General features: G+C 60.8%; 16 protein-coding genes. 5 read left to right on the forward strand and 11 right to left on the reverse strand.

Annotation, left to right across the window (positions count from 1 at the left end; translation table 11 throughout):
* Positions 1 to 10: 10 nt before the first annotated feature.
* Positions 11 to 379 (reverse strand): PilZ domain-containing protein, encoded by a 369-nt coding sequence (locus tag AC3I65_RS03240; protein ID WP_076386406.1) that lies wholly within the window; start codon positions 377 to 379, stop codon positions 11 to 13.
* Between the two features lie 159 nt (positions 380 to 538).
* Between AC3I65_RS03240 and AC3I65_RS03245 the strand changes: the two genes are divergently transcribed.
* The 3 genes from AC3I65_RS03245 (at position 539) to yjiA (ending at position 4,098) form a co-directional block, all read left to right on the forward strand.
* Entirely contained in the window at positions 539 to 2,605 is a 2,067-nt protein-coding gene (locus tag AC3I65_RS03245) for a carbon starvation CstA family protein (RefSeq protein ID WP_076386404.1), read from the forward strand.
* A gap of 16 nt (positions 2,606 to 2,621) precedes the next feature.
* Positions 2,622 to 2,819 carry a YbdD/YjiX family protein gene (locus AC3I65_RS03250; protein WP_047230563.1) on the forward strand — a complete coding sequence of 66 codons (198 nt, stop codon included), beginning with the start codon at positions 2,622 to 2,624 and terminating at the stop codon, positions 2,817 to 2,819.
* Between the two features lie 310 nt (positions 2,820 to 3,129).
* Complete coding sequence (yjiA, locus tag AC3I65_RS03255; RefSeq protein WP_047230146.1) at positions 3,130 to 4,098, forward strand: GTPase; 969 nt, start codon at positions 3,130 to 3,132, stop codon at positions 4,096 to 4,098.
* Here yjiA and AC3I65_RS03260 read toward each other — a convergent pair.
* The 6 genes from AC3I65_RS03260 to AC3I65_RS03285 all read right to left on the reverse strand — a co-directional run bounded on the left by AC3I65_RS03260 (position 4,090) and on the right by AC3I65_RS03285 (position 13,273).
* On the reverse strand, positions 4,090 to 4,809 hold the full coding sequence (locus AC3I65_RS03260; protein WP_173407398.1) for a GntR family transcriptional regulator: 720 nt from the start codon (positions 4,807 to 4,809) through the stop codon (positions 4,090 to 4,092). The two genes, yjiA and AC3I65_RS03260, sit on opposite strands and share 9 nt — an antisense overlap.
* A 22-nt stretch (positions 4,810 to 4,831) precedes the next feature.
* Complete coding sequence (locus tag AC3I65_RS03265) at positions 4,832 to 5,536, reverse strand: FadR/GntR family transcriptional regulator (protein WP_047230147.1); 705 nt, start codon at positions 5,534 to 5,536, stop codon at positions 4,832 to 4,834.
* 59 nt (positions 5,537 to 5,595) lie between these two features.
* Positions 5,596 to 6,909 (reverse strand): C4-dicarboxylate transporter DctA, encoded by a 1,314-nt coding sequence (locus tag AC3I65_RS03270; RefSeq protein WP_076386402.1) that lies wholly within the window; start codon positions 6,907 to 6,909, stop codon positions 5,596 to 5,598.
* Positions 6,910 to 7,200: 291 nt separating this feature from the next.
* Entirely contained in the window at positions 7,201 to 7,731 is a 531-nt protein-coding gene (locus tag AC3I65_RS03275; protein WP_047230149.1) for a hypothetical protein, read from the reverse strand.
* A 200-nt stretch (positions 7,732 to 7,931) separates the two neighbouring features.
* Complete coding sequence (gene glyA, locus AC3I65_RS03280) at positions 7,932 to 9,185, reverse strand: serine hydroxymethyltransferase (protein WP_047230150.1); 1,254 nt, start codon at positions 9,183 to 9,185, stop codon at positions 7,932 to 7,934.
* Between the two features lie 239 nt (positions 9,186 to 9,424).
* On the reverse strand, positions 9,425 to 13,273 hold the full coding sequence (locus AC3I65_RS03285) for a bifunctional diguanylate cyclase/phosphodiesterase (protein WP_047230151.1): 3,849 nt from the start codon (positions 13,271 to 13,273) through the stop codon (positions 9,425 to 9,427).
* 270 nt (positions 13,274 to 13,543) lie between these two features.
* Here AC3I65_RS03285 and ettA point away from each other — a divergent pair, with 270 nt between their 5' ends.
* Complete coding sequence (ettA, locus tag AC3I65_RS03290; protein ID WP_047230152.1) at positions 13,544 to 15,208, forward strand: energy-dependent translational throttle protein EttA; 1,665 nt, start codon at positions 13,544 to 13,546, stop codon at positions 15,206 to 15,208.
* A 290-nt stretch (positions 15,209 to 15,498) separates the two neighbouring features.
* Here the strand turns inward: ettA and AC3I65_RS03295 are convergent, their stop codons facing one another.
* From AC3I65_RS03295 to AC3I65_RS03310, 4 genes are all read right to left on the reverse strand, one after another.
* Positions 15,499 to 15,990 (reverse strand): GreA/GreB family elongation factor, encoded by a 492-nt coding sequence (locus tag AC3I65_RS03295; RefSeq protein ID WP_047230153.1) that lies wholly within the window; start codon positions 15,988 to 15,990, stop codon positions 15,499 to 15,501.
* A 70-nt stretch (positions 15,991 to 16,060) separates the two neighbouring features.
* A complete protein-coding gene (locus AC3I65_RS03300; protein ID WP_047230154.1) occupies positions 16,061 to 16,414 on the reverse strand; it encodes a hypothetical protein in 354 nt (117 codons plus the stop codon).
* A gap of 118 nt (positions 16,415 to 16,532) precedes the next feature.
* Positions 16,533 to 18,386, reverse strand: coding sequence for an Lnb N-terminal periplasmic domain-containing protein (locus tag AC3I65_RS03305; protein ID WP_160893605.1), 1,854 nt, complete (start codon positions 18,384 to 18,386; stop codon positions 16,533 to 16,535).
* An 89-nt stretch (positions 18,387 to 18,475) separates the two neighbouring features.
* Complete coding sequence (locus AC3I65_RS03310) at positions 18,476 to 18,964, reverse strand: DUF3015 domain-containing protein (RefSeq protein WP_047230156.1); 489 nt, start codon at positions 18,962 to 18,964, stop codon at positions 18,476 to 18,478.
* A 272-nt stretch (positions 18,965 to 19,236) separates the two neighbouring features.
* On the opposite strand from AC3I65_RS03310, the gene AC3I65_RS03315 reads away from it, so the two are divergent.
* The gene (locus AC3I65_RS03315; protein WP_047230157.1) at positions 19,237 to 21,675 is read left to right on the forward strand and encodes a Lon protease family protein; all 2,439 of its coding nucleotides are present in this window, start codon (positions 19,237 to 19,239) and stop codon (positions 21,673 to 21,675) included.
* Positions 21,676 to 21,923: the final 248 nt, after the last annotated feature.

The following is a 21,923-nucleotide window of genomic DNA, read 5'->3' on the forward strand; positions in this document are numbered from 1 at the left end:
GCAGGGTTATTCAGATCTGTACCAACGCCGCCAACTCCCGCTCCAGCTCAGCCTGATCGGCGAGGTTCAACTCCACCAGCCGGCGCAGATGGGCGATGGAGTCCAGGTCGATATGCTCGCAGACAAAGCCCAGATGGCCATGGTCGTCGTGGGTCAACCGAACCTCCATCCGCACTTCCACGTCGTTGCTCAAGTGAATGTCGGCTACGAAAGTCTTCTCGGGATTGCCAAGCCAGGGCTCGGGCTTTTTGATCAGCAGGCCCTTGAGAGACAGGTCCAGCAGTTCGACCGGCCAAGTCAGTTTGTCCTCGTCCTTGCCCTGACTCAGCTCGGTTCGGGCATGGAACTCGATTCGTACGAAGCGGCGGCGTTCGCTCATTACGTATTCCTTTCTGAAGATTGATTGACTATAGACCCAACTGGCGCGCCGTCGTCACCGTTGGGCTGCTGGCAGACAAATGTCGGGGGTGGCCTTTGTTCTCGTTAGCGCTAAACTCCGATGGCTGTCTTTCTTGTCCACCCTGGCCGGAATATAAAAATGACAAATAATAATAGCCTGCTGCGCCACATACCCTGGCTACTGCTGGCCGTCTTGGGAGCGAGCGCCCTGGGCGTCGTGGCATTGCGTCGGGGAGAGGCGATCAACGCCCTCTGGATCGTCGTCGCAGCCGTGGCCATCTACCTGGTCGCCTACCGCTACTACAGCCTGTTCATCGCCAATAACGTGATGCAACTCGATGCGCGCCGGGCCACCCCCGCCGTGCTCAACAACGATGGCCTGGACTATGTCCCGACCAACAAACACATCCTGTTCGGCCACCACTTCGCGGCCATTGCCGGTGCGGGGCCGCTGGTCGGGCCGGTACTGGCGGCGCAGATGGGCTACCTGCCCGGTACGCTCTGGCTGATCGCCGGGGTGGTGCTGGCCGGTGCCGTGCAGGACTTCATGGTCCTGTTCCTGTCCACCCGTCGTAACGGTCGCTCCCTGGGCGACATGGTCCGCGAAGAGATGGGCCGCGTTCCCGGCACCATCGCGCTGTTCGGCTGCTTCCTGATCATGATCATCATCCTCGCGGTGCTGGCGCTGATCGTGGTCAAGGCCCTGGCCGAGAGCCCGTGGGGGATCTTCACGGTGATGGCGACCATCCCGATCGCGATGTTCATGGGCATCTACATGCGCTACATCCGCCCGGGCCGCATCGGTGAAATCTCCCTCATCGGCGTGCTGTTGCTGCTGGGTTCGATCTGGCTCGGCGGGCAAGTGGCCGCAGACCCGGTCTGGGCCGAGGCCTTCACCTTCACCGGCGTGCAAATCACCTGGATGCTGATCGGCTACGGTTTTGTTGCCGCGGTGTTGCCGATCTGGCTGATCCTGGCGCCGCGCGACTACCTGTCCACCTTCTTGAAGATCGGCACCATCGTCGCCCTGGCGATCGGCATCCTGGTCACCATGCCCGAGCTGAAAATGCCGGCACTGACCCAGTTCACCGACGGCACGGGTCCGGTGTGGAAGGGCGGACTGTTCCCGTTCCTGTTCATCACCATCGCCTGTGGCGCGGTTTCGGGTTTCCACGCGCTGATCTCTTCGGGCACCACGCCGAAGATGCTCGATAACGAAGTCAACGCCCGCTACATCGGTTACGGCGGCATGCTGATGGAGTCGTTCGTGGCCATCATGGCAATGGTCGCCGCTTCGGTGATCGAGCCGGGTGTGTACTTCGCCATGAACAGCCCGGCGGCGATCGTCGGCGGTGATGTGGTGAGCGTGGCGCAGACTGTCAGCAGTTGGGGCTTTGCAATCACCCCCGAAGCGCTGCAGGCGGTGGCCAATGACATCGGCGAGACCACCATCCTGGCCCGTGCCGGCGGTGCGCCGACGCTGGCGGTGGGGATCGCGCAGATCCTGCACTCGGTGTTGCCGGGTGAGAACACCATGGCGTTCTGGTACCACTTCGCAATCCTGTTCGAGGCGCTGTTCATCCTCACGGCGGTAGACGCCGGCACCCGTGCCGGGCGCTTCATGCTGCAGGACCTGCTGGGCTCGTTCGTACCAGCCCTCAAGCGGACTGAATCCTGGGTCGCCAACCTGATCGCCACCGCTGGCTGTGTGGCGCTGTGGGGCTACCTGTTGTACCAGGGCGTGATCGATCCGCTGGGCGGCATCAACACCTTGTGGCCGCTGTTCGGCATCTCCAACCAGATGCTGGCCGGTATCGCCCTGATGCTCGGCACCGTGGTACTGATCAAGATGAAGCGCCAGCGCTACGTCTGGGTGACCATGCTGCCGGCGGTCTGGCTGCTGATCTGCACCACCACGGCGGGCCTGATCAAGCTGTTCGACGCCAACCCGGCGATCGGCTTCCTGGCCCTGGCGCGCAAATACAACGATGCCCTGGCCGCCGGCCAGATCCTGGCCCCGGCCAAGAGCATCGAGCAGATGCAGCACGTGGTGTACAACGCTTACACCAACGCAACGCTGACGGTGTTGTTCCTGCTGGTGGTCTTCAGCATCCTGTTCTACGCGCTCAAGGTCGGCATCGCTGCCTGGGGTCACAAGGAACGCACGGATAAAGAAGCGCCCTTCCAGGCCGTGCCGGACGCCTGAATCGAGGATTGCAACGATGTTCAATGACTTGAGTCGCCTCGGTAAATACCTCGGTCAGGCCGCCCGTCTGATGGTCGGCATGCCCGACTACGACAACTACGTCGAGCACATGCAAAGCAAACACCCGGACAAACCGTTGATGGACTACGAGGCGTTCTTCCGCGAACGCCAGGAAGCCCGATACGGTGGCAAGGCCGGGCCCAAGTGCTGTTGATCAACTGATTTCAGGTTGATGAGGTAACCCTGTGGGAGCGAGCTTGCTCGCGATGGCGTCGGGTCAGTTACGATGATGTTGACTGATCCACCGCCATCGCGAGCAGGCTCGCTCCCACAGTTGTTTTAGGATGGCCTCGGGATTTGCATATGCCACCGCTCCCACAGTTGTTTTGGGGGGATCTCAACATTTGCATACACCACCGATCCCCTTGTGGGAGCGAGCCTGCTCGCGAAGGCATCGCAACAGTTTGCCTCGCCTCCACATGGGTTCTGTGCTCTTCTTTTAATTTCGCAACAGGAGAATCACGTTGTCCTCTCCCATCCCGGTCACCATCCTCAGCGGCTTCCTCGGCGCCGGCAAGACCACGCTTTTGCGTCATTTGCTCAAGGCCGAGCACGGCCTGAAAATCGCCGTGATCGAGAATGAATTCAGCGATGCCGGCATCGATACCCAGCTGTTGGGCGATGAGCCGGTGCAAGTCATGACCCTGGCCAATGGCTGCGTGTGCTGCACCATTCACACTGACCTGACCAAAGCCCTGTACCTGCTACTCGAACGGCTGGACAGCGGCGAAATTGCCTTTGATCGCCTGGTGATCGAATGCACCGGCCTGGCCGATCCGGCCCCTGTGGCCCAGACATTTTTTATCGATGAGGACCTGCGCGAGCGCTACATCCTCGACGGTATCCTGACCCTGGTGGACGCCGCTCACGCCGAGATCCACCTGACCCAGGCCATTGCCCAGGCCCAGGTCGGGTTTGCCGACCGTCTGCTGCTGAGCAAGACCGATCTGGTGGACGCAGCCCATGTCCAAGCCCTTGGCGAACGACTGACGCGGATCAACCGACGGGCGCCGATCAGGGTGGTGGAGCACGGCAAGATCGATCTGGCCGAACTGCTCGACATCCGCGGCTTCAATCTCAACGCAGACCTGGGGGCGGGGTTCAGCCTGCGACCGGTGGGCAAGGCAAGCACCGGGGATCGCATCAGCAGCCTCGTGCTTCGCACCGACAAACCGCTGGATATCGACAAACTCAGCGAGTTCATGAACCAGTTGCTGGAGGAGCACGGCAAGCAGTTGCTGCGCTACAAGGGGGTACTGAGCATCGCTGGCGAATCCCGACGACTGGTGTTCCAGGGCGTACTCAAACTGTACGGTTTTGACTGGGACACCGAATGGGCGCCAGGCGAAGCACGGGAGAGCGTCATTGTGTTCATCGCCGACGAGTTGCCCGAAGAGAAGATCCGCGCAGGCTTCGAAGCCGCGCTACTTTGACGTCCCGGTGCCTGCGGCCATCAGCAGCTTTTGCTCAAGATGGTCCAGGTGCTCGCTCATCAGTTGCAACGCTTGATCAGCGTTGCCACGTTCTATCGCGTCTACGATCGCCAAATGCTCCTGCCAGGCGCAATGTCTGCGGGACTTGAGCTCATGCCGCGCCAGGGCCAGCGAGGTTAATGGCACGAGGCTGCCGAGAAACTGCGCCAACGGCGCATTCCCGGCCATGGTCGCCAATTGCAGGTGAAACTCGCCGGACAGGCGAATCGCCGGGCCGCGTTCGCCGCGATCCAGGCACTGGCGCTCGCGCTCTATCAGATCGCGTAGGCGCTGCAGGTCCTTGGGCTGCGGCGCCTTGCAGGCCAGGCGCACCAGGGTCTGTTCGGCCAGGCGCCGGGCATGCAGGATTTGCCGGGTCTGTTCCAGGTCCGGTGCCGCCACCTGGGGCCGATGGTTGGGCCGCAGGATCACCACTTGCTGGTGGGACAGGCGCGCCAGGACACGGCGAATGATGCTGCGACTGACACCGAACACATCCCCCAGGCTTTCCTCGGTGAAACGGCTGGCCGGAGCAATGCGTTGTTCGAGGATGGCGTCGAAGATCCGCGGGTAGATATCGTCCACCGACGGTTTGCCGGCCCGACCGGGCAGCGACAGGGACGCGAGCACGTTACGCTCAGGCTGATCCGGGTGGGGCATGAGGTTGTTCATGGCGGTCTCCGCAGGGTGTGGCTCAAGTGCCGAGGTTGTCGTCCGGAATGTTCAGTTCGATGCCCATGCGCTGGCCTTCCCTGAGGATATGCCGGCGCATTTCGGTGCTGGCCTGGGCGCTGTTCTTGGCGCGGATGGCGCGCACCACGGCTTCGTTTTCCTCCAGGCGTTCGGCCAGATGCTGGGGTGAATTGCGCAACACATCGGCGCTTTGCTTGAGCGCGTTGCTGGTCTGCTGGACCACGTTTTGAAAAATCGGGTTGGACGTCAAGGCAAACAGCTCTTCATGGAAGGCAATGTAGGCGTTGGCGCAGGCGTCGCTGTCGTTGGCCTCCAACGCTTCGCGCATGTCCATGAGGGTCAGGCGCAACTGGCCGACCTCCTTGCTGCTGATGGATTGCGCCACAAGGCCGACGATGAAAGGCTCCAGGGTGTAGCGCAGTTGCAGCACGTCCTCCAGGCTGGCGCCGGCCATGGCGCTGCCTTCATTGGCGGTGTCGGTGAAGTTGGCCTCCAGCACCACGACGCCCTTGCCGGGCATCGAACGCACCAGCCCCAGGGTTTCCAGGACAATCACCGCTTCGCGCAGGCTTGGTCGGCTGATGCCCAATTGCTCGGCCAGCTCCCGTTGGCCGGGCAGCATGTCGCCCGAGCGCCATTGGCCCCGAGCGAGGGCGGCACGTAGTTTCTCCACCACGGAATTGACGACGGTTGATGAACTGATCACTGGTGACTCCTCGAAAATCAATCAGGCGGTACCGGTTCGCGGGCCGGCACCGCAGTCTTTCAGAATTGCTGCTGATGGGCAGTGCCCACCGGTTTCCTGGATTGGAAGGTATAACCGTGTTGGCCGGACAGTACCTTGCGCGCCCGAGGGACATCGATGTCTTTTTCCCAGCGGGCAATCGCCACGGTGGCCACGCAGTTGCCAATCAGGTTGGTCAGGGCCCGGCCGATGCCCATGAACCAATCCACCGCCAGTACCAGCACCAGGCCAACCACCGGGATCGCCGGGACGGCCGTCAACGTGGCAGCCAGGATCACCAGCGCCGAGCCGGGAATCCCGTGGGCGCCCTTGGAGGTGATCAGTGACACCAGCAGGATGGTCAGCAAATCACTCATGGCCAGAGGTGTGCCGGTGGCGTTGGCAATGAACACAATCGCCAGGGTCAGATAGATCGAAAAACCGTCCAGATTGAACGAGTAGCCGGTCGGAATCACCAGGCCGACGGTGGAACTGCCGATCCCCAGGTGCTCAAGCTTGCGCATGATCTGTGGCAGCACGGCGTCGGAAGAGGCCGTACCGAGCACGATAAGCAGCTCTTCACGCAGGTATTTGAGAAACGGCAACATCGGCAGGCCCGAGACACGCATCACCAAGCCGAGGATCAGCGCAACGAAGGCGATGCAGGTCAGGTAGAACAGGCCCACCAGGCTGCCCAGGTGTTGCAGTGAGTCCAGGCCATATTTGCTGGTAGTGAAGGCGATGGCCCCGAAGACCCCAATGGGGGCCAGACGCACGATCATGCCCATGATGCGGAAGATCACGTGGCTCAGTTCGTTGATCAACCGCGAGATGCCGGACGCTGCATCGCCCACCAGGTTCAAGGCGCTGCCAAACAGCACGGAGAACAACAGCACTTGCAGAATGTTGTTTTCAGCGAAGGCCCCGAGCACCGAGGTTGGGATCAGGTTCATGAGGAACTGGGTGGTGGTGACCAGGTGCTCGCCACGCTGGGCGATATCCCCCATGTCCGCGCTGGAGAGTTGTTCCAGGTGGATGTTCGCACCACTGCCGATACCAGTGCTGAAGGCAAGCACCAGACCGATGACCAAGGCGATGGTGGTCAATACTTCGAAGTAGATGACCGACTTGAGGCCAATGCGCCCGACCTTCTTAAGGTCTCCGGCACCCGAGATGCCGCTGACTACCACGCAGAACACGATCAGGCCGATGAGCATCTTGATCAGCTTGATAAAGCCGTCGCCGAGGGGTTTGAGCTGTGCGGAGTATTCGGGAAGGGTCAGTCCACAGACGATGCCGAGCACCAATCCGAGGACAACTTGAAGGAAGATCGAGCGCGAGCACCATTTGAGCATGGGAGGGATTCCTGGTTCGGTGTCCTTTTCGCCGTCAATAGAGCTGTTGGCGTCAGGACTTCATTATTGTGGTCTTACCGGTTTGTCCAGTGCAGGCGCAGTCTAGGCCCTGTTTTCGCTGCTGCGCAAGCTGATCTGTAGAGATTTGGCATGACCGGTCTTACCAGTTAGGCCGGAACCCTTGTGCTTGAGCCGTTTGTTGCAGTGAAAAAAATGTGGGTGGCAAGCAGTGCGCCACAGCTCCCTGTGGCGAGGGATCAGCCCTCTCGCCACAAAGTATCGACATGCTCTTTAAAGAACACTCAGGATGAATGTTACTTTCGATTTTTCTTCTGTCTCGGCGAGATAAATATAAGGCGAGCCTCGAACTTTCAATCCGCCGATATATTTTTTATTTTTTGTCATGAACGAGACAGGTAAATGCGGCGTGGAAATATTCTGCCGGGTGATGGCGTTGTTCTGATGATCAACGAGGGTAAAGAGCATCGGATCATCCGTGCCGGAGTCCTGTGCGCCGAGAACCTCAAGCCAGCGTTTACCGATAAGTTTGTTTTCATGTTCCCCCGTGTTTTTAATGACCAGGTTGTAGCCGTTCGGGGTGTGTCGCAAATGCAATTTCAATGGGTTGCTGGATTGACCCTGATTTTTGGGGCGCATGCCGAGCAGGCTGGAGTGGTCGTGGGTTTGCGGGCGGCCGGTGAAGAAGCCGCCGCTGAATAAACTCACGGTGGCCATCGCGGGTTTGCCATGAAGTATTTCAAGTAGGTTGACGTGGTTGTCAAACATTCGAAGTGTGGCGTTAAAAGATTGATCACGGTCCATGTGATTCGACTCCTCGTTGGGTTTATGAAGTGTGCAGTTATGAAGCGATATTATTGATTTATTAGCTGTCGGTGGTGGTGTGTGTATTGCAAGACATTAGATAAGCGTGGGGGTTAATTATTTGGGGTAATTGTTTGCGCCCATGAAAAAGGCCCCCATCTTTCAATGGAGGCCTTTCTTACTGAGGTGTAACGGGCTGATTAAGCGCCGTATACCGGCAGCTTTTTGCAGATCGCCTTGACCTTCTCGCGAACGGCGTCGATCACCGCTTCGTTGTTCAGGTCCGCCAGGATGTCGCAGATCCAGCCAGCCAGCTCCTTGCACTCGGCTTCTTTGAAACCACGAGTGGTCACGGCCGGGGTGCCAAAGCGCAGGCCGGAGGTGACGAACGGGGAGCGTGGGTCATTGGGCACCGAGTTCTTGTTCACGGTGATGAACGCCTTGCCCAGCGCTGCGTCGGCGTCTTTGCCGGAGATGTCCTGCTTGATCAGCGACAGCAGGAACAGGTGGTTCTCGGTCCCGCCGGACACTACGTCGAAGCCACGCTCGATGAATACGCCGGCCATGGCCTTGGCGTTTTTCACCACTTGTTGCTGGTAAGCCTTGAACTCAGGCTGCAGCGCTTCCTTGAAGCAGATCGCCTTGGCGGCGATCACGTGTTCCAGGGGGCCACCCTGGGCGCCGGGGAATACGGCGGAGTTGAGCTTTTTCTCGATGTCGGCGTTGGCACGAGCCAGGATCAGGCCACCACGTGGACCGCGCAGGGTCTTGTGGGTGGTGGTGGTGACGACGTCGGCGAATGGCACGGGGTTGGGGTAGACGCCAGCGGCAACCAGGCCCGCAACGTGCGCCATGTCCACGAACAGGTAGGCACCGACCTTGTCGGCGATTTCGCGGAAACGTGGGAAGTCGAGGATCTGCGAGTAGGCGGAGAAACCGGCCACGATCATTTTCGGCTTGTGCTCGAGTGCCAGGCGCTCGACTTCGTCGTAGTCGATCAGGCCATTGCCGTCGATGCCGTACTGGATGGCGTTGTACAGCTTGCCCGAGGACGAAACGCTGGCGCCGTGGGTCAGGTGACCGCCGTGGGCCAGGCTCATGCCCAGAATGGTGTCACCGGCCGACAGCAGCGCCAGGTAGACAGCGGCGTTGGCCTGGGAACCGGCGTGAGGCTGGACGTTGGCATAGTCGGCACCGAACAGTTCCTTGGCGCGGTCGATGGCCAGTTGCTCGACCACGTCGACGAACTCGCAACCACCGTAGTAGCGCTTGCCTGGATAGCCTTCGGCGTACTTGTTGGTCAGTACCGAGCCTTGAGCTTCCATCACCGCGGGGCTGGTGTAGTTTTCCGAAGCGATCAGCTCAATGTGCTCTTCCTGGCGCTGAGCTTCTTGCTCCATGGCGGCAAAGAGATCGGCGTCGTACTTGGCAATAGTCAAATCACGGCTGAACATGGCGGTCCTCAAGGATCGGGGGCAGAAAAGGGGGGCATTCTAACCCAACCGGTTTTGGAAGGCATATGAAAGGACGTCATGTCGCGGACGAATGGGATTCACGCTGCCTGTACTGGCCTCATCGCGAGCAGGCTCGCTCCCACAGGGGGGCTGTGGTGTATGTCTATTCCAAGGACAGCCAAAAACAAGTGTGGGAGCGAGCCTGCTCGCGATGAGGCCCGCCCGGCCAGCACAAGCTTTCAGTCGAGCATGAACAGCGCATCATTGCTGAACTGCGCCTCAAACCGGTTGGCCGGCATCGGCCGGCCGAACAGGTAGCCCTGGACTTCATCGCAGCCGTGCTCGCGCAGAAAGTCCAGTTGCTCGTGGGTTTCGACCCCTTCGGCAATCACCGCCAGGTTGAGGCTGTGGGCCATGGCGATGATCGCCCGGGCGATCTGGGCGTCCTGTTCGCCGGATGGCAGGCCATCGACAAAGGTGCGGTCGATTTTCAACACGTCGATGGGGAATTGCTTGAGGTAGTTGAGGGACGAATAACCGGTGCCGAAGTCATCCACGGCGATGCTCAGGCCCAGGTTTTTCAGCCCGGCCAGGATCTGCATCGCCTCGCTGACTTCACGCATCAGGATGCTTTCGGTCAGTTCCAGTTCCAGACAGGCCGGCGGCAGGCCGGTGCTACGCAGGATGTTGGCGATGCGCGTGCCGAGCTGGCCATCGGAGAACTGCCGGGCCGAAATGTTGACCGAGACTTTCGGCACCCGGACCTTGGCCTGGTGCCAGGTCTTGAGCTGTCGAGAGGCTTCGCTGATCACCCAGTCACCGACGTCCACCACCAACCCGAGCTCTTCGAGGACCGGGATGAAGTCCCCTGGCGGCACCAGCCCGCGTCGTGGATGGCGCCAGCGCAGCAAGGCCTCGGCGCCGGTCAGGCGTTTGCCGTCGCCGCTGAACTGTGGCTGGTAATACAGCACGAACTCGTTCTGCTCCAGGGCGTGGCGCAGGTCGCTTTCCAGCTCCAGTCGTTCCAAGGCGCTGGCGTTCATGTCGGCCTGGTAGAACTGGAAGTTGTTCTTGCCGCGCTCCTTGGCGTGATACATGGCCGTGTCGGCGTTCTTCATCAGCTGACTCAGCTCGTTGCCGTCCTGAGGGCTCAGGGCGATACCGATGCTGGCGGTGACGAAGAACTCCCGACCTTCCAGTACGAACGGTCGGACCAGGCTGGCGAGGATCTGCTCGGCCACGTTGATCGCCCGGTTGAGCGCCATTTCGCGGCTGGAACGCGGTTGCAGCAGCAGGGTGAATTCGTCGCCGCCCATGCGCGCCACGGTGTCGTCGTCGGCCACGCAGCCGAGCAGCCGCGTGGCCATTTCCTTGAGCATCCGGTCGCCGGCGGCGTGGCCCAGGGAGTCGTTGATCGGCTTGAAGCGGTCCAGGTCGAGGAACATCAGCACGACCCAGTTTTTCTGGCGCTCGGCCGATTGCAGCGCGGTGTGCAGGCGATCCTGAAACAGCGTGCGGTTGGGCAGGTGGGTCAACGCGTCGTAGTAGGCCAGGCGATGGATGCGCTGTTCGCTGGCCTTGCGTTCGCTGATGTCGCTGAAGAAGCACACGTAGCTGGCCAGGTCGCCTTCATCGTCCAGCACCGCCGTAATGCCGACCCAGGCCGGATAGTGCTCGCCATTGCGGCGCTTGAGCCAGACCTCGCCTTCCCAGGTGCTGTGTTGCTGCAACTGCTTGAGTACGTAGCGCAGGTGGGCTTCCTGCTGCTCGTCCACGGTCAGCATGTTGGGCAACTGGTCCAGCACCTGCGACACCGCATACCCGCTGACGCGGCTGAAGGCTTCGTTGGCCTGGACAATGTAACCGGCCGGGTCGGTGATCAGGATCGCCGAGGTCGAATGCTCGAATACCGTGGCGGCCATGCGCAGGTCTTTTTCGGCGCGTCGTTGCTGGCTGATATCGCGGCCCACGCCCAGCACGCCTTCGAACGCGCCGTGCTCATCCCACACCAGCACCAACCGTAGCTCGATGGGGATCTTGCGCCCGTCGGCGCGCAGGCAGTCGAACAGGAACAGCTGGGTCTGCATCTGGTTGCGCAACTCGGCCAGTTGCTCAGGCTTGTCGAGGGCTTTGCTGACCCGATCCATCAAGGTGTAGATGCCGGTCAGTTGTTGCGGGTTGGCGATGGTCGATTGCCAGCCGTTCTGGAATATCCAGTCAGCGCTGTAGCCCAGCACTGCTTGCACCGAGGGGCTGACGTAGTTGAGCGAAAGCTTGCTGTTGGTGGAGAAAATCACGTCGCTGATGCTTTCGGCGAGCATCCGGTAGCGTTGTTCGCTGTCGCGCAGCGATTCGCTGGCTTCGATCTGTTCGGTGATGTCTTTGGCTACGCCGATGATCCGTGTCACCTGATCGTGCCGGTCCCGGGCCAGGGCTTGTTCGCGAATATCGAAGCGCCGCCATTTGCCATTGCGATGGCGAAAGCGCAGCTGGCATTGCAGCAGTTGCGCATACCCGGCCTGGCGTTGTGCCTGGCGCAAGTTGTGATAGTGGTCGGCGTCTTCGCTGTGCAGCAGGATTTCCCAGAAGTATTCGCCCATCTGGTGCAGTTCGGTGCGGTCGTACCCCAGGGTCTGTCCCAGGTGATGGTTGCTGAAGATCATCCGCTGGCTGATCACGTCTTGCACATAGAGATGGTCCGGTACGGTGCGCACCACGTCGGACCAGAAGCCTTCGCGTTCGAGCAGCGACAGTTCGATCAGCTTGCGGCTGGTAATGTCGCTGATGCTCAGGATGACGGCGTTGTAGTCCTGCTGTTTTTCCGGCAGACGCAGCACCAGCCATAGGTGCTGATCACGGCCATGGGCGTCCTGCAGCTTGATTTCCAGCTCCAACTGCTTGTGCTGGTCGAGCAGCGCTTCGAGCAGCTTCGAACCCACCGGGTTGTTGTCCTGGGCAGCATTGCCTACCAGCAGTTGCCAGGCCCGCTCGCAGGAATTGACGTTGAGCAGCTTCAACGCCATCTGATTGACCTCGGTGACGTGAACTTCCTGCTGCAGTTGTTCAAGCTGGTGAGGGATGGCCAACCAGGCGCGCAACTGGTCGCCGTTGCGCAGGCCGGTCCTTTCAAAAAATGCCTTGAGGCTCGACAGGTCAAGCACGCAGAGCGCGACGCCGGTGCCTTCGAAAATATCCTGGTAGCGTCGGCGGCCCTCGTGCAACTGACGCTGGCGACGGCGCATGCTCAAGAGCGCGATCACCGGCAGCATTGAAAACGCCAGGCCTAGCAGGCATTTGCCGATGAAGGCCGGCAGCAATTGCTCCAGCACCTGGCGTCGGTCGAACAGTCCACGCAATTGCCAGTCGCTGCTGCTCAGGGGCACGGTCAGCACGGTGTTGCTCAGATCATCCGGGGACAGCCGGGTAGGGCTGGCCGAGGGCAGGCTTTCGTCCCGGCTGATGATTTGCTGGTTGAGGCGGTTTTCCACCAGCCACAGTGGGCGCATGCCTGTATCGGCCTGCTTGGTCAGGGTCGAGAAGAAGGTTGGGGTCAGGCGCAGCGCCCAATAGCTGCGGCTGCTGCCGCTGGCCTGGTGCAACAACAGATGCACCACGGAGCCGTCATCGGCATTGCTGAAATAGTGCGCCTGGGCCCGACTGCGCCGTACCAGCTCTGCCAGGTAATCGGCATCGTGGCTGGCAGGATCACTGTCGCTGAGCACCCGGCCGGAAGGGCTCAGCAACGCCAGGCTGCGTAGCTCGGGCAACGATTGCTGGAGTTTGCGCAGCAGGGCCTGCTGTTCGTCGGCGCTCTGCGGTTGTTCGACGATCGGTAGCAGGTTGAGGGCGATCTGCGCATTCAAGGCCATGTTCAGGCTGACTTGCGCGGCCAGGTCGGCGGTGTAATCGATGGTGTACTGGCGCTGTTGCTGCTGGGTTTCGCGCAATTGATCAAGCAACTGCCAGAAGAGCAATCCAAGCAGCAAGAGCACCAGTGTGGCCAGCGCGCCCTTCAATGTCCCGCGCAGGGGCGAGCCGCTCGCAGCAGTCGGTGCGCGTGGGGACAGGGTCGGCGTGACGTTGGACAAGCTGTAATCCTGCAGTTTGCTGGACTGGCGCGACGTGCACTATAAGCCGGACGCCCAAAGGGCGGCTAGCATGCCTTGACTTGTGGCAAAGTGCCAGCCCCTGGTGGCTGGACCTTGACCGATGGTTGAGGTAGCTTTGCCGGTCAAACAAGAGCGCGCAAGCTCCGATCCCCAGGCTTTATCTGCCCGCCGGCATTGATAACCGTCAAGCGCCGGCGCCGCGCATGGCCTGGCCCGTTCTTTTCACCTGTCACTGACGCTAGGTTCACCATGGCTCAATACGTCTTCACCATGCATCGGCTGAGCAAAGTTGTTCCGCCGAAGCGGGAAATCCTGAAAAACATTTCACTGTCGTTCTTCCCCGGGGCCAAGATCGGCGTACTGGGCCTCAACGGTTCGGGTAAGTCCACGCTGCTGAAAATCATGGCCGGTGTCGACAACGAGTTCGACGGTGAAGCCCGTCCGATGCCCGACTTGAACATCGGTTACCTGCCTCAAGAGCCTCAGCTGGATCCGACCAAGACCGTACGGGAAGTGGTCGAGGAGGCGGTCAGCGTGATCAAGGATGCCCAGGCGCGCCTGGACGAGGTCTACGCGGCCTACGCCGAACCGGATGCCGACTTCGACAAGCTGGCCGCCGAACAGGCCAAGCTCGAAGCGATCCTGCAGGCCAGCGATGGCCATAACCTGGATCGCCAGCTGGAAGTCGCCGCCGATGCGCTGCGCCTGCCGGCCTGGGATGCCAAGGTTGAACACCTCTCTGGTGGTGAAAAGCGTCGTGTGGCTCTGTGCCGCCTGCTGCTGTCGGCGCCGGACATGCTGTTGCTCGACGAGCCAACCAACCACCTGGACGCCGATTCTGTCGCCTGGCTCGAACACTTCCTGCACGATTTCCCGGGCACTGTGGTCGCGATCACGCACGACCGTTACTTCCTGGACAACGTCGCCGGCTGGATCCTGGAACTGGACCGCGGCGCGGGTATTCCTTACGAAGGCAACTACTCGGGCTGGCTTGAAGCCAAGTCCGATCGTCTGGCCCAGGAATCCAAGCAGCAGTCGGCCCATGAAAAAGCCATGAAGGAAGAACTGGAGTGGGTGCGCAAAGGCGCCAAGGCCCGCCAGTCCAAATCCAAGGCACGTCTGCAACGCTTCGAGGAAATGCAGTCCCAGGAATTCCAGAAGCGCAGTGAAACCAACGAGATCTACATCCCGGCCGGTCCGCGCCTGGGCGACAAGGTCATCGAATTCAAGAACGTCACCAAGGGCTATGGCGACCGCGTGCTGATCGACAATCTGTCGTTCGCCATGCCCAAAGGCGCCATTGTCGGTGTGATCGGTGGTAACGGTGCGGGTAAATCCACGCTGTTCCGCATGCTGATGGGCAAGGAAACACCGGATTCGGGCACCATCGAAATCGGCGAAACCGTGCAGCTGGCCTGTGTCGACCAGAGCCGCGAAGACCTGGACGGCAGCAAGACCGTGTTCCAGCAGATCTCCGACGGTTCCGACCAGATCCGCATCGGCAACTATGAAATTCCGTCGCGCACCTACGTGGGGCGCTTCAACTTCAAGGGCGGCGACCAGCAGAAGTTCGTCAAGGACCTGTCCGGTGGTGAACGCGGTCGCTTGCACCTGGCGTTGACCTTGAAGGAGGGCGGCAACGTCCTGCTGCTCGACGAACCGTCCAACGACCTCGACGTCGAAACCCTGCGTTCCCTGGAAGAAGCCCTGCTGGACTTCCCGGGCGCAGCGATTGTGATCTCCCACGACCGGTGGTTCCTCGACCGTGTGGCGACCCACATCCTGGCGTACGAAGACGACTCGCAAGCGGTGTTCTTCGAAGGCAACTACACCGAGTATGAGGCCGACCGCAAGAAACGCCTGGGCGAAGCCGCTGCCCAGCCACACCGCGTAAGGCACAAGAAGCTGGCCTGATTCGGCCGGCGACCGAGCGACAAACCCTGTGGGAGCGAGCCTGCTCGCGATAGTGGTGGATCAGCCAGCGTAAGTTGCCTGACCCGCCGCCATCGCGAGCAGGCTCGCTCCCACAGTGGTTTTGGGTCAGTCACAAGCTGCACGGTGGGGCTCGCTCCCACAGTGGTTTTGGGTCAGTCACAAGCTGCACGGTGGGGCTCGCTCCCACGCTGGTTTTGGGTCAGTCACAAGCTGCACGGTGGGGCGCGATTCCTGTGGGAGCGAGCCTGCTCGCGATGAGGCCGGCAAGATCACCCCGGTTCTATCGCCACCACTTCAATGGTCAAATCCCCCACCGGCCGTTTCCAGATCACTTCATCGCCAACTTTCGTCCCCAGCAACGCCCGCCCCAGCGGCGAGCCCCAATTGACCAGTCCGCTGGCCGCATCGGCCTGATCTTCACCCACCAACTGCACTCGCTGCTCGTGGTCATGCTCATCGACAAAGGTCACCCAATGCCCGATCCGCACCTGATCCAATGAGGTTGGCGTAACGACCTGCGCGCTTTGCAAACGCTGATTGAAATACCGCAGATCCCGTTCGATATCCGCAATTCGCTGCTTGTCCGCCAGTTCTCCCCTGGCCACCTGCTGGCTGTGCAGCGCCTGCAGCTCAGCGACCCGGGCCTGTAATTGGGCGAGTCCGGCGGGCGTGACGTAATTGGGTTGCGCGCTGACCTGGCGTTCGACCGGCTGATCGGCCTGGGCAGCGGCGTTGTCCTCATTGACGAAGGCGCGACTCATGATGTTCTCCTCTATTGGAGTTTGGGCCATGGTCGCAGGCTTTTGGTTTCAGCGGATGTCTGTACGCGACTCACTGTGAGCGATAAGCCCGGGCTGCGTCCTGGTCCTTCTGCTGCTGCCAGGCCCGTTCTCGCTCGTCCCAATGGCGTTCGCGGTAAGCGTTACGCTCCTCACTTTCGCGCATGGCCTGGCATTGACGGAAACCGTCGCTCCAGCCTTCGGCATAGGGAGCGTCCTTGAGATACCGTGGCACGTCCTTCCTGAACTGGCCGGTGATCACGCCGGCTGCCTGCCGGCCGCTGCTGCAACCGTCATCAAAGCCGTCGGCGAATGCCGGAGGGTAACCCCGGGCGATCAGGTTTTCGTGGGTGGTTTCGCAGCCACCGAGCAACATCACCACACTCAGCACCACCGCGCGCCTCATTTTTTTTGCATTCCTGCCTGATCCACTCATAAGAGAAGTTTAGAAGTGGATTCGTCAGGCCGATGTGAAAGCGCTGTGATGAATCTGTTCGCTTAGGTGAGTGCGGGGTATGCCCCGGTCAATAGTGATACCACTTCACCTCCAGCATCACTTCGTTCTCCGGTGACGCCAGATGGCTGAATTCGCGCTGGGCACTCAGGCGCAGACCGAGGTTGCGTGACAGTTCCCATTGCTGGTTCAGGCTCACGCTACGGCGCACTTCGCCGTTGATGAAATAGTCGCCTTTGGCCTCCAGGCTCAAGTTGCCCAGCGGGTTTTTCCACAGCACGCCAGTGTTGAAGCCTGCGGCCGGAGCGATGAACTGGGCGAAGTCGTTGTTGTGTTCGACCCGCACCGTGCCCAAGGCAAACCCCAGCATGTCGTCACCCAGTGCCCAGGTGCCGCCGGCTCCGCCATTGACGTGGCTGACCAGGGTTTCGTCGTCGTGCTTGCCCGGCACCCGCTCCAGGCCGCCGGTGACTTGCCAGGACAGCGGCTGCAGCAGTTCGTTGCGCGGAGTCAGGGAGCGAATGGTTGCAAGGTCCAGCTGTTGCACCTGCCAGTCATTGCCTTCGTACTGGCGCAGCTTCAGTTGCAGGATCTCGATCTGTGCGCCCAACGGGAAACTCTCGGCGTTGTCGTTGAGGTCGTGATAGGCCATGCGCAGGCCATATTCGCCGAACGCCCGGTCGCCACGAGTGCCGAGGCCAGCCTGCCAAGTGCGCGACTCGTGGCCATCCTCGGGCAGGCCCGGTTGCGGGATGTCGAGTTCCGGCGCGGGGTTCTGGTTGATCGCCCGCAACAGTTCGAAACTGCGCTGGGCGCGCTGTGGGTCGCGTTCCTGGCCGTTGGCGCGGTAGCGCTCCAGGCGATAGGCGGCGTCGATGATCAGCGCCTGGCGAGCGCGAGGCAATGCCTTGAATGCTGAAGTCTGCAGTTGTTTCTGGTCGGCGCTGACTTTCAGCACCCACTGCTGCTCGTCGTCGGTGAGAGGTTCGGCGCGGCTGAGCAGTTCCCGCTCACGGGAGGGCCGGTATTCGATGCTTTCCACCAGCCCGGCTTCTTTCACCGCCTTCACGGTGTCGGTGGGAATCGCCGTCAACGGGAACTGTTCGGTCAGCCGCAGGCTGGGACGGGCCACTTGCAGCAGTTCGAGCAGGCGATAGGAGCAGTTTTCGTCGAAGAAAAAATAGTCGAACTCAATCTGCTTGAGTTCCCACACATGCTCGACCATGCGCTCGGTTTCCACCTGGCTCAGATTGAGGCGGTATTCCCACAGGTCGCGGTTTTCCAGGCTGCGGTACTCGGAGAGTTTTTCCTGATAGGGCACCAGGGCGAACAGGCCCGGGTAACCGCCCATCAGGCCTTTCCAGGCATACAGAATGCTGTTGTCCGAGCCTTCGATGTAGGCACCGAAGTTGATCGCATAGCTGAGCAGCGCGGTCTTGTCGCTTTGCACATCGGCCTGGTCGATGCGCAGCAGGGTGTGGCCAAACATCGAAGAAGGGCTGTTCAGGTAGGCGGCCGGAAAAATCATCACCGCGCTGTGGGGCGCGACATCCTTGAACCATTGGGTGAATTCGCTGCAGTCAACCGTCGGCAGATCCGTCAGGTTGAGCTGCGCCTTCAGCCAGCGTGTTCGCGCCGGGTACACACATTGGGCGTGTTGCTGACCAGCACTGGCCGGGCCGTACAGCGCTTGCACCGTGGCGGCCAGTTCGTGGTCAGGATGTTCGTTGCCGTCGGGAGCGAGGAAAAACTCTTTGTCGCTGATATAGCTGCGCCAGCCACCGAGCTTGGCGGTTTCGTAGTGGCCCAAGGAAATCCAGAAACGGTCGTTGGCCAGTTGCTGCAAGCGTTGAGGGTCGACATGAGGTGCGGCGGACAACGGGGCGCACACACAGAGCGCCAGCCAGGCAAGGCGTTTGAGCATAGTTGGCTACTTGGACAATCGAAAAATAAAGACCGGAAGGGGCCCCAAAAAGAAAACCCGCTCCCCGAGAGGAGCGAGTGGTGTCGAGCTTAAGCTGGAGTGGCGTACTTGGCCAGGCGTGGGTCGCTTTTCAGCACGGCCAGGGTGTTGGTATGCACGTCTTCTGCGGTCACATCAGCCTTGCTGAAGATCTGCTGGAAGTGCTCGTGAGTGACAGCGGAGAAATGCGCACGGTCTTCCGGTGCCACGCCCAGTACTACGGCGTAGGTGGTGAGCGCTTCGCCTTGGCCCTTGGCCATGTCTTCGGACAGCTCGTTCATCATGCCATTCATGGCCAGCCAGGACTTGCCACCGTAGGTCAGTGCCGCGTTGGTCGAGCAACCGTTGGTGCCGGATGTCATGCCGAAGGTGGCGTTGCCCGAGGTGCCGTTGGTGGTGGATGCCAGGAAGTGAGCTGGGGTGCCACGCTGACCTTCGAACAGCATGTTGCCCCAGCCGCAATCCGGACCGCCTGGCGCCTGAGCCATGGCGTTGAGGGATACAGCGGTGAAGAGAGTACCGAGAAGAATCCGTTTCATAGCTATGTTCTCTTTTATGTGCATACCAATGGACAGGGTCTGACCCTACAGGCCAGTGGGCCGGTTATTGTTCCAGCCGCGCAATTTGGAGTTTAGGCACGATCCTAGGGTTCCGTGACATTTTGCAAAAAGTAACAGCAGTGTCATGAATTTACGGGCTCGGGCTCAGGGGATGCCCCTGGACTATGCTTTGGCCTGAGGCGCTTCTTGCCAGTCAGGTGCAGGCAGCGCCAGAATGCCGCTATCTGCCCCGCCTGATGTAAGGAAGCCCGATGCCTGATCCTGTTGCTGCCAGCTTGCGTCTAGCGCCCGAAGCGCTGACCCGCCCGTTTTCCGCTGAACAGTTCAGCTTCTCTACCACCAATGATCTGGAACCCTTCCGCGGTGTGCTTGGCCAGGAGCGTGCGGTCGAAGCATTGCAGTTCGGCGTGGCCATGCCGCGCCCCGGTTACAACGTATTTGTCATGGGAGAGCCCGGCACTGGCCGGTTTTCGTTCGTAAAGCGTTATCTCAAGGCCGAAGGCAAGCGTATGCAGACCCCGGCGGACTGGGTCTACGTCAATAATTTCGATGAGCCCCGCGAACCCCGCGCCCTGGAGCTGCCATCGGGTACGGCGGGGGCTTTCATCGCCGACATCAACGGCCTGATCGACAACCTCCTGGCGACTTTCCCGGCAGTGTTCGAGCATCCGTCCTATCAACAGAAGAAAAGCGCCATCGACCGTGCTTTCAACCAGCGCTACGACCGCGCCCTGGATGTCATCGAGCGCCTGGCGCTGGAGAAGGATGTCGCCCTGTACCGTGACAGCAGCAACATCGCCTTCACGCCGATGAGCGAGGGCAAGGCCCTGGACGAAGCGGAATTCGCCCAGTTGCCGGAGTCCGAGCGCGAGCGTTTTCATGACGACATCTCGGGCCTGGAAGAACGCCTGAACGAAGAGCTCGCCAGCCTGCCGCAGTGGAAGCGCGAGTCCAGCAACCAGTTGCGTCAACTTAACGAAGAAACCATCACCCTGGCCCTGCAACCGTTGCTGGCGCCGCTGTCGGAAAAGTACGCAGAGAACGCCGCGGTCTGCGGCTACTTGCAAGCCATGCAGGTCTACTTGCTCAAAACGGTGGTCGAGCAGTTGGTGGACGACAGCAAGACCGACGCCATTGCCCGCAAGCTCCTGGAGGAGCAATACGCCCCGAGCCTGATGGTAGGGCACCCAACCAGCGGTGGCGCGCCGGTGGTGTTTGAACCGCACCCGACCTACGACAACCTGTTTGGGCGCATTGAATACAGCACTGACCAGGGCGCGCTCTACACCACCTATCGACAACTGCGCCCGGGGGCGTTGCATCGGGCCAACGGTGGTTTCCTGATCCTTGAAGCAGAAAAAATGCTTGGCGAGCCGTTCGTGTGGGATGCACTCAAGCGTGCGCTGCAGTCGCGCAAACTGAAAATGGAGTCACCACTGGGCGAGCTGGGGCGTCTGGCCACGGTCACCTTGACCCCGCAGCACATTCCACTGCAAGTCAAAGTGGTGATCATCGGCGCCCGCCAGCTCTACTACGCCTTGCAGGACCTGGATTCGGACTTCCAGGAAATGTTTCGCGTGCTGGTGGATTTCGACGAAGACATTCCGATGGGGGATGAAAGCCTGGAGCAGTTCGCCCAGTTGCTCAAGACCCGTACTTCGGAGGAGGGCATGGCCCCGTTGACCGCCGATGCGGTGGCGCGCCTGGCCACCTACAGTGCGCGCCTGGCCGAACATCAGGGGCGTTTGTCGGCGCGGATTGGCGATCTTTTCCAACTGGTCAGCGAGGCGGATTTCATTCGTCAGTTGGCCGGTGACGAGATGACCGACGCCGGTCACATCGAACGCGCCCTCAAGGCCAAGGCCACCCGTACCGGGCGCGTCTCGGCGCGGATTCTCGACGACATGCTGGCGGGGATCATCCTGATCGACACCGACGGCGCGGCTGTGGGCAAGTGCAACGGCTTGACGGTGCTGGAGGTGGGGGATTCGGCGTTCGGCGTGCCGGCGCGGATTTCCGCCACGGTCTACCCCGGCGGCAGCGGCATCGTCGACATCGAGCGAGAGGTCAACCTCGGCCAGCCGATCCACTCCAAGGGCGTGATGATCCTCACCGGTTACCTGGGCAGCCGGTACGCCCAGGAGTTTCCTCTGGCGATCTCGGCCAGCATCGCCCTGGAGCAATCCTACGGCTACGTGGACGGCGACAGCGCGTCCCTGGGGGAAGCGTGTACGCTGATTTCTGCCTTGTCGAAGACGCCGCTCAAGCAGTGTTTCGCTATCACCGGCTCGATCAACCAGTTCGGTGAAGTGCAGGCGGTGGGCGGGGTCAACGAGAAGATCGAAGGCTTCTTCCGCCTCTGTGAGGCCCGCGGGTTGACCGGTGAGCAGGGGGCGATCATCCCCCAGGCCAACGTCGCCACCCTGATGCTCGACGAGAAGGTGCTCGCCGCCGTGCGCGCCGGGCAGTTCCATGTTTATGCGGTGCGCCAGGCCGACGAAGCCCTGAGCCTGCTGGTGGGTGAGCCTGCCGGCGAGCCGGATGAAAATGGTGAGTTCCCCGAAGGGAGCGTCAATGCCCGGGTGGTGGAACGGCTGCGGGTGATCGCGGAGATGATCAGCGAAGACGACATCAAGGAAGCGGAAAAGGAACTGGCGCAACAGGCGCTGGCGGAGGCCAAGCCGGCTTGATGCGTTCCAGGTCGGAGTAAGTCAATGTGGGAGCGAGCTTTGTGGGAGCAAAGCTTGCTCGCGATAGCGGTTTTACAGCCAACAGAGGTGTTGTCTGTGACGACGTCATCGCGAGCGAGCTTTGCTCCCACAGGCTCGCTCCCACAATTCTTTGTGGTGATGGCTAAAAAGTGCCACCACTTTGGCGTCAATATTCACACTATGACCATTCGGCGCATTCTGGTCTCGGCGGGACTTGCGGCCGGAAC

The sequence above is a fragment of the Pseudomonas sp. N-1-13 genome, assembly GCF_057787095.1.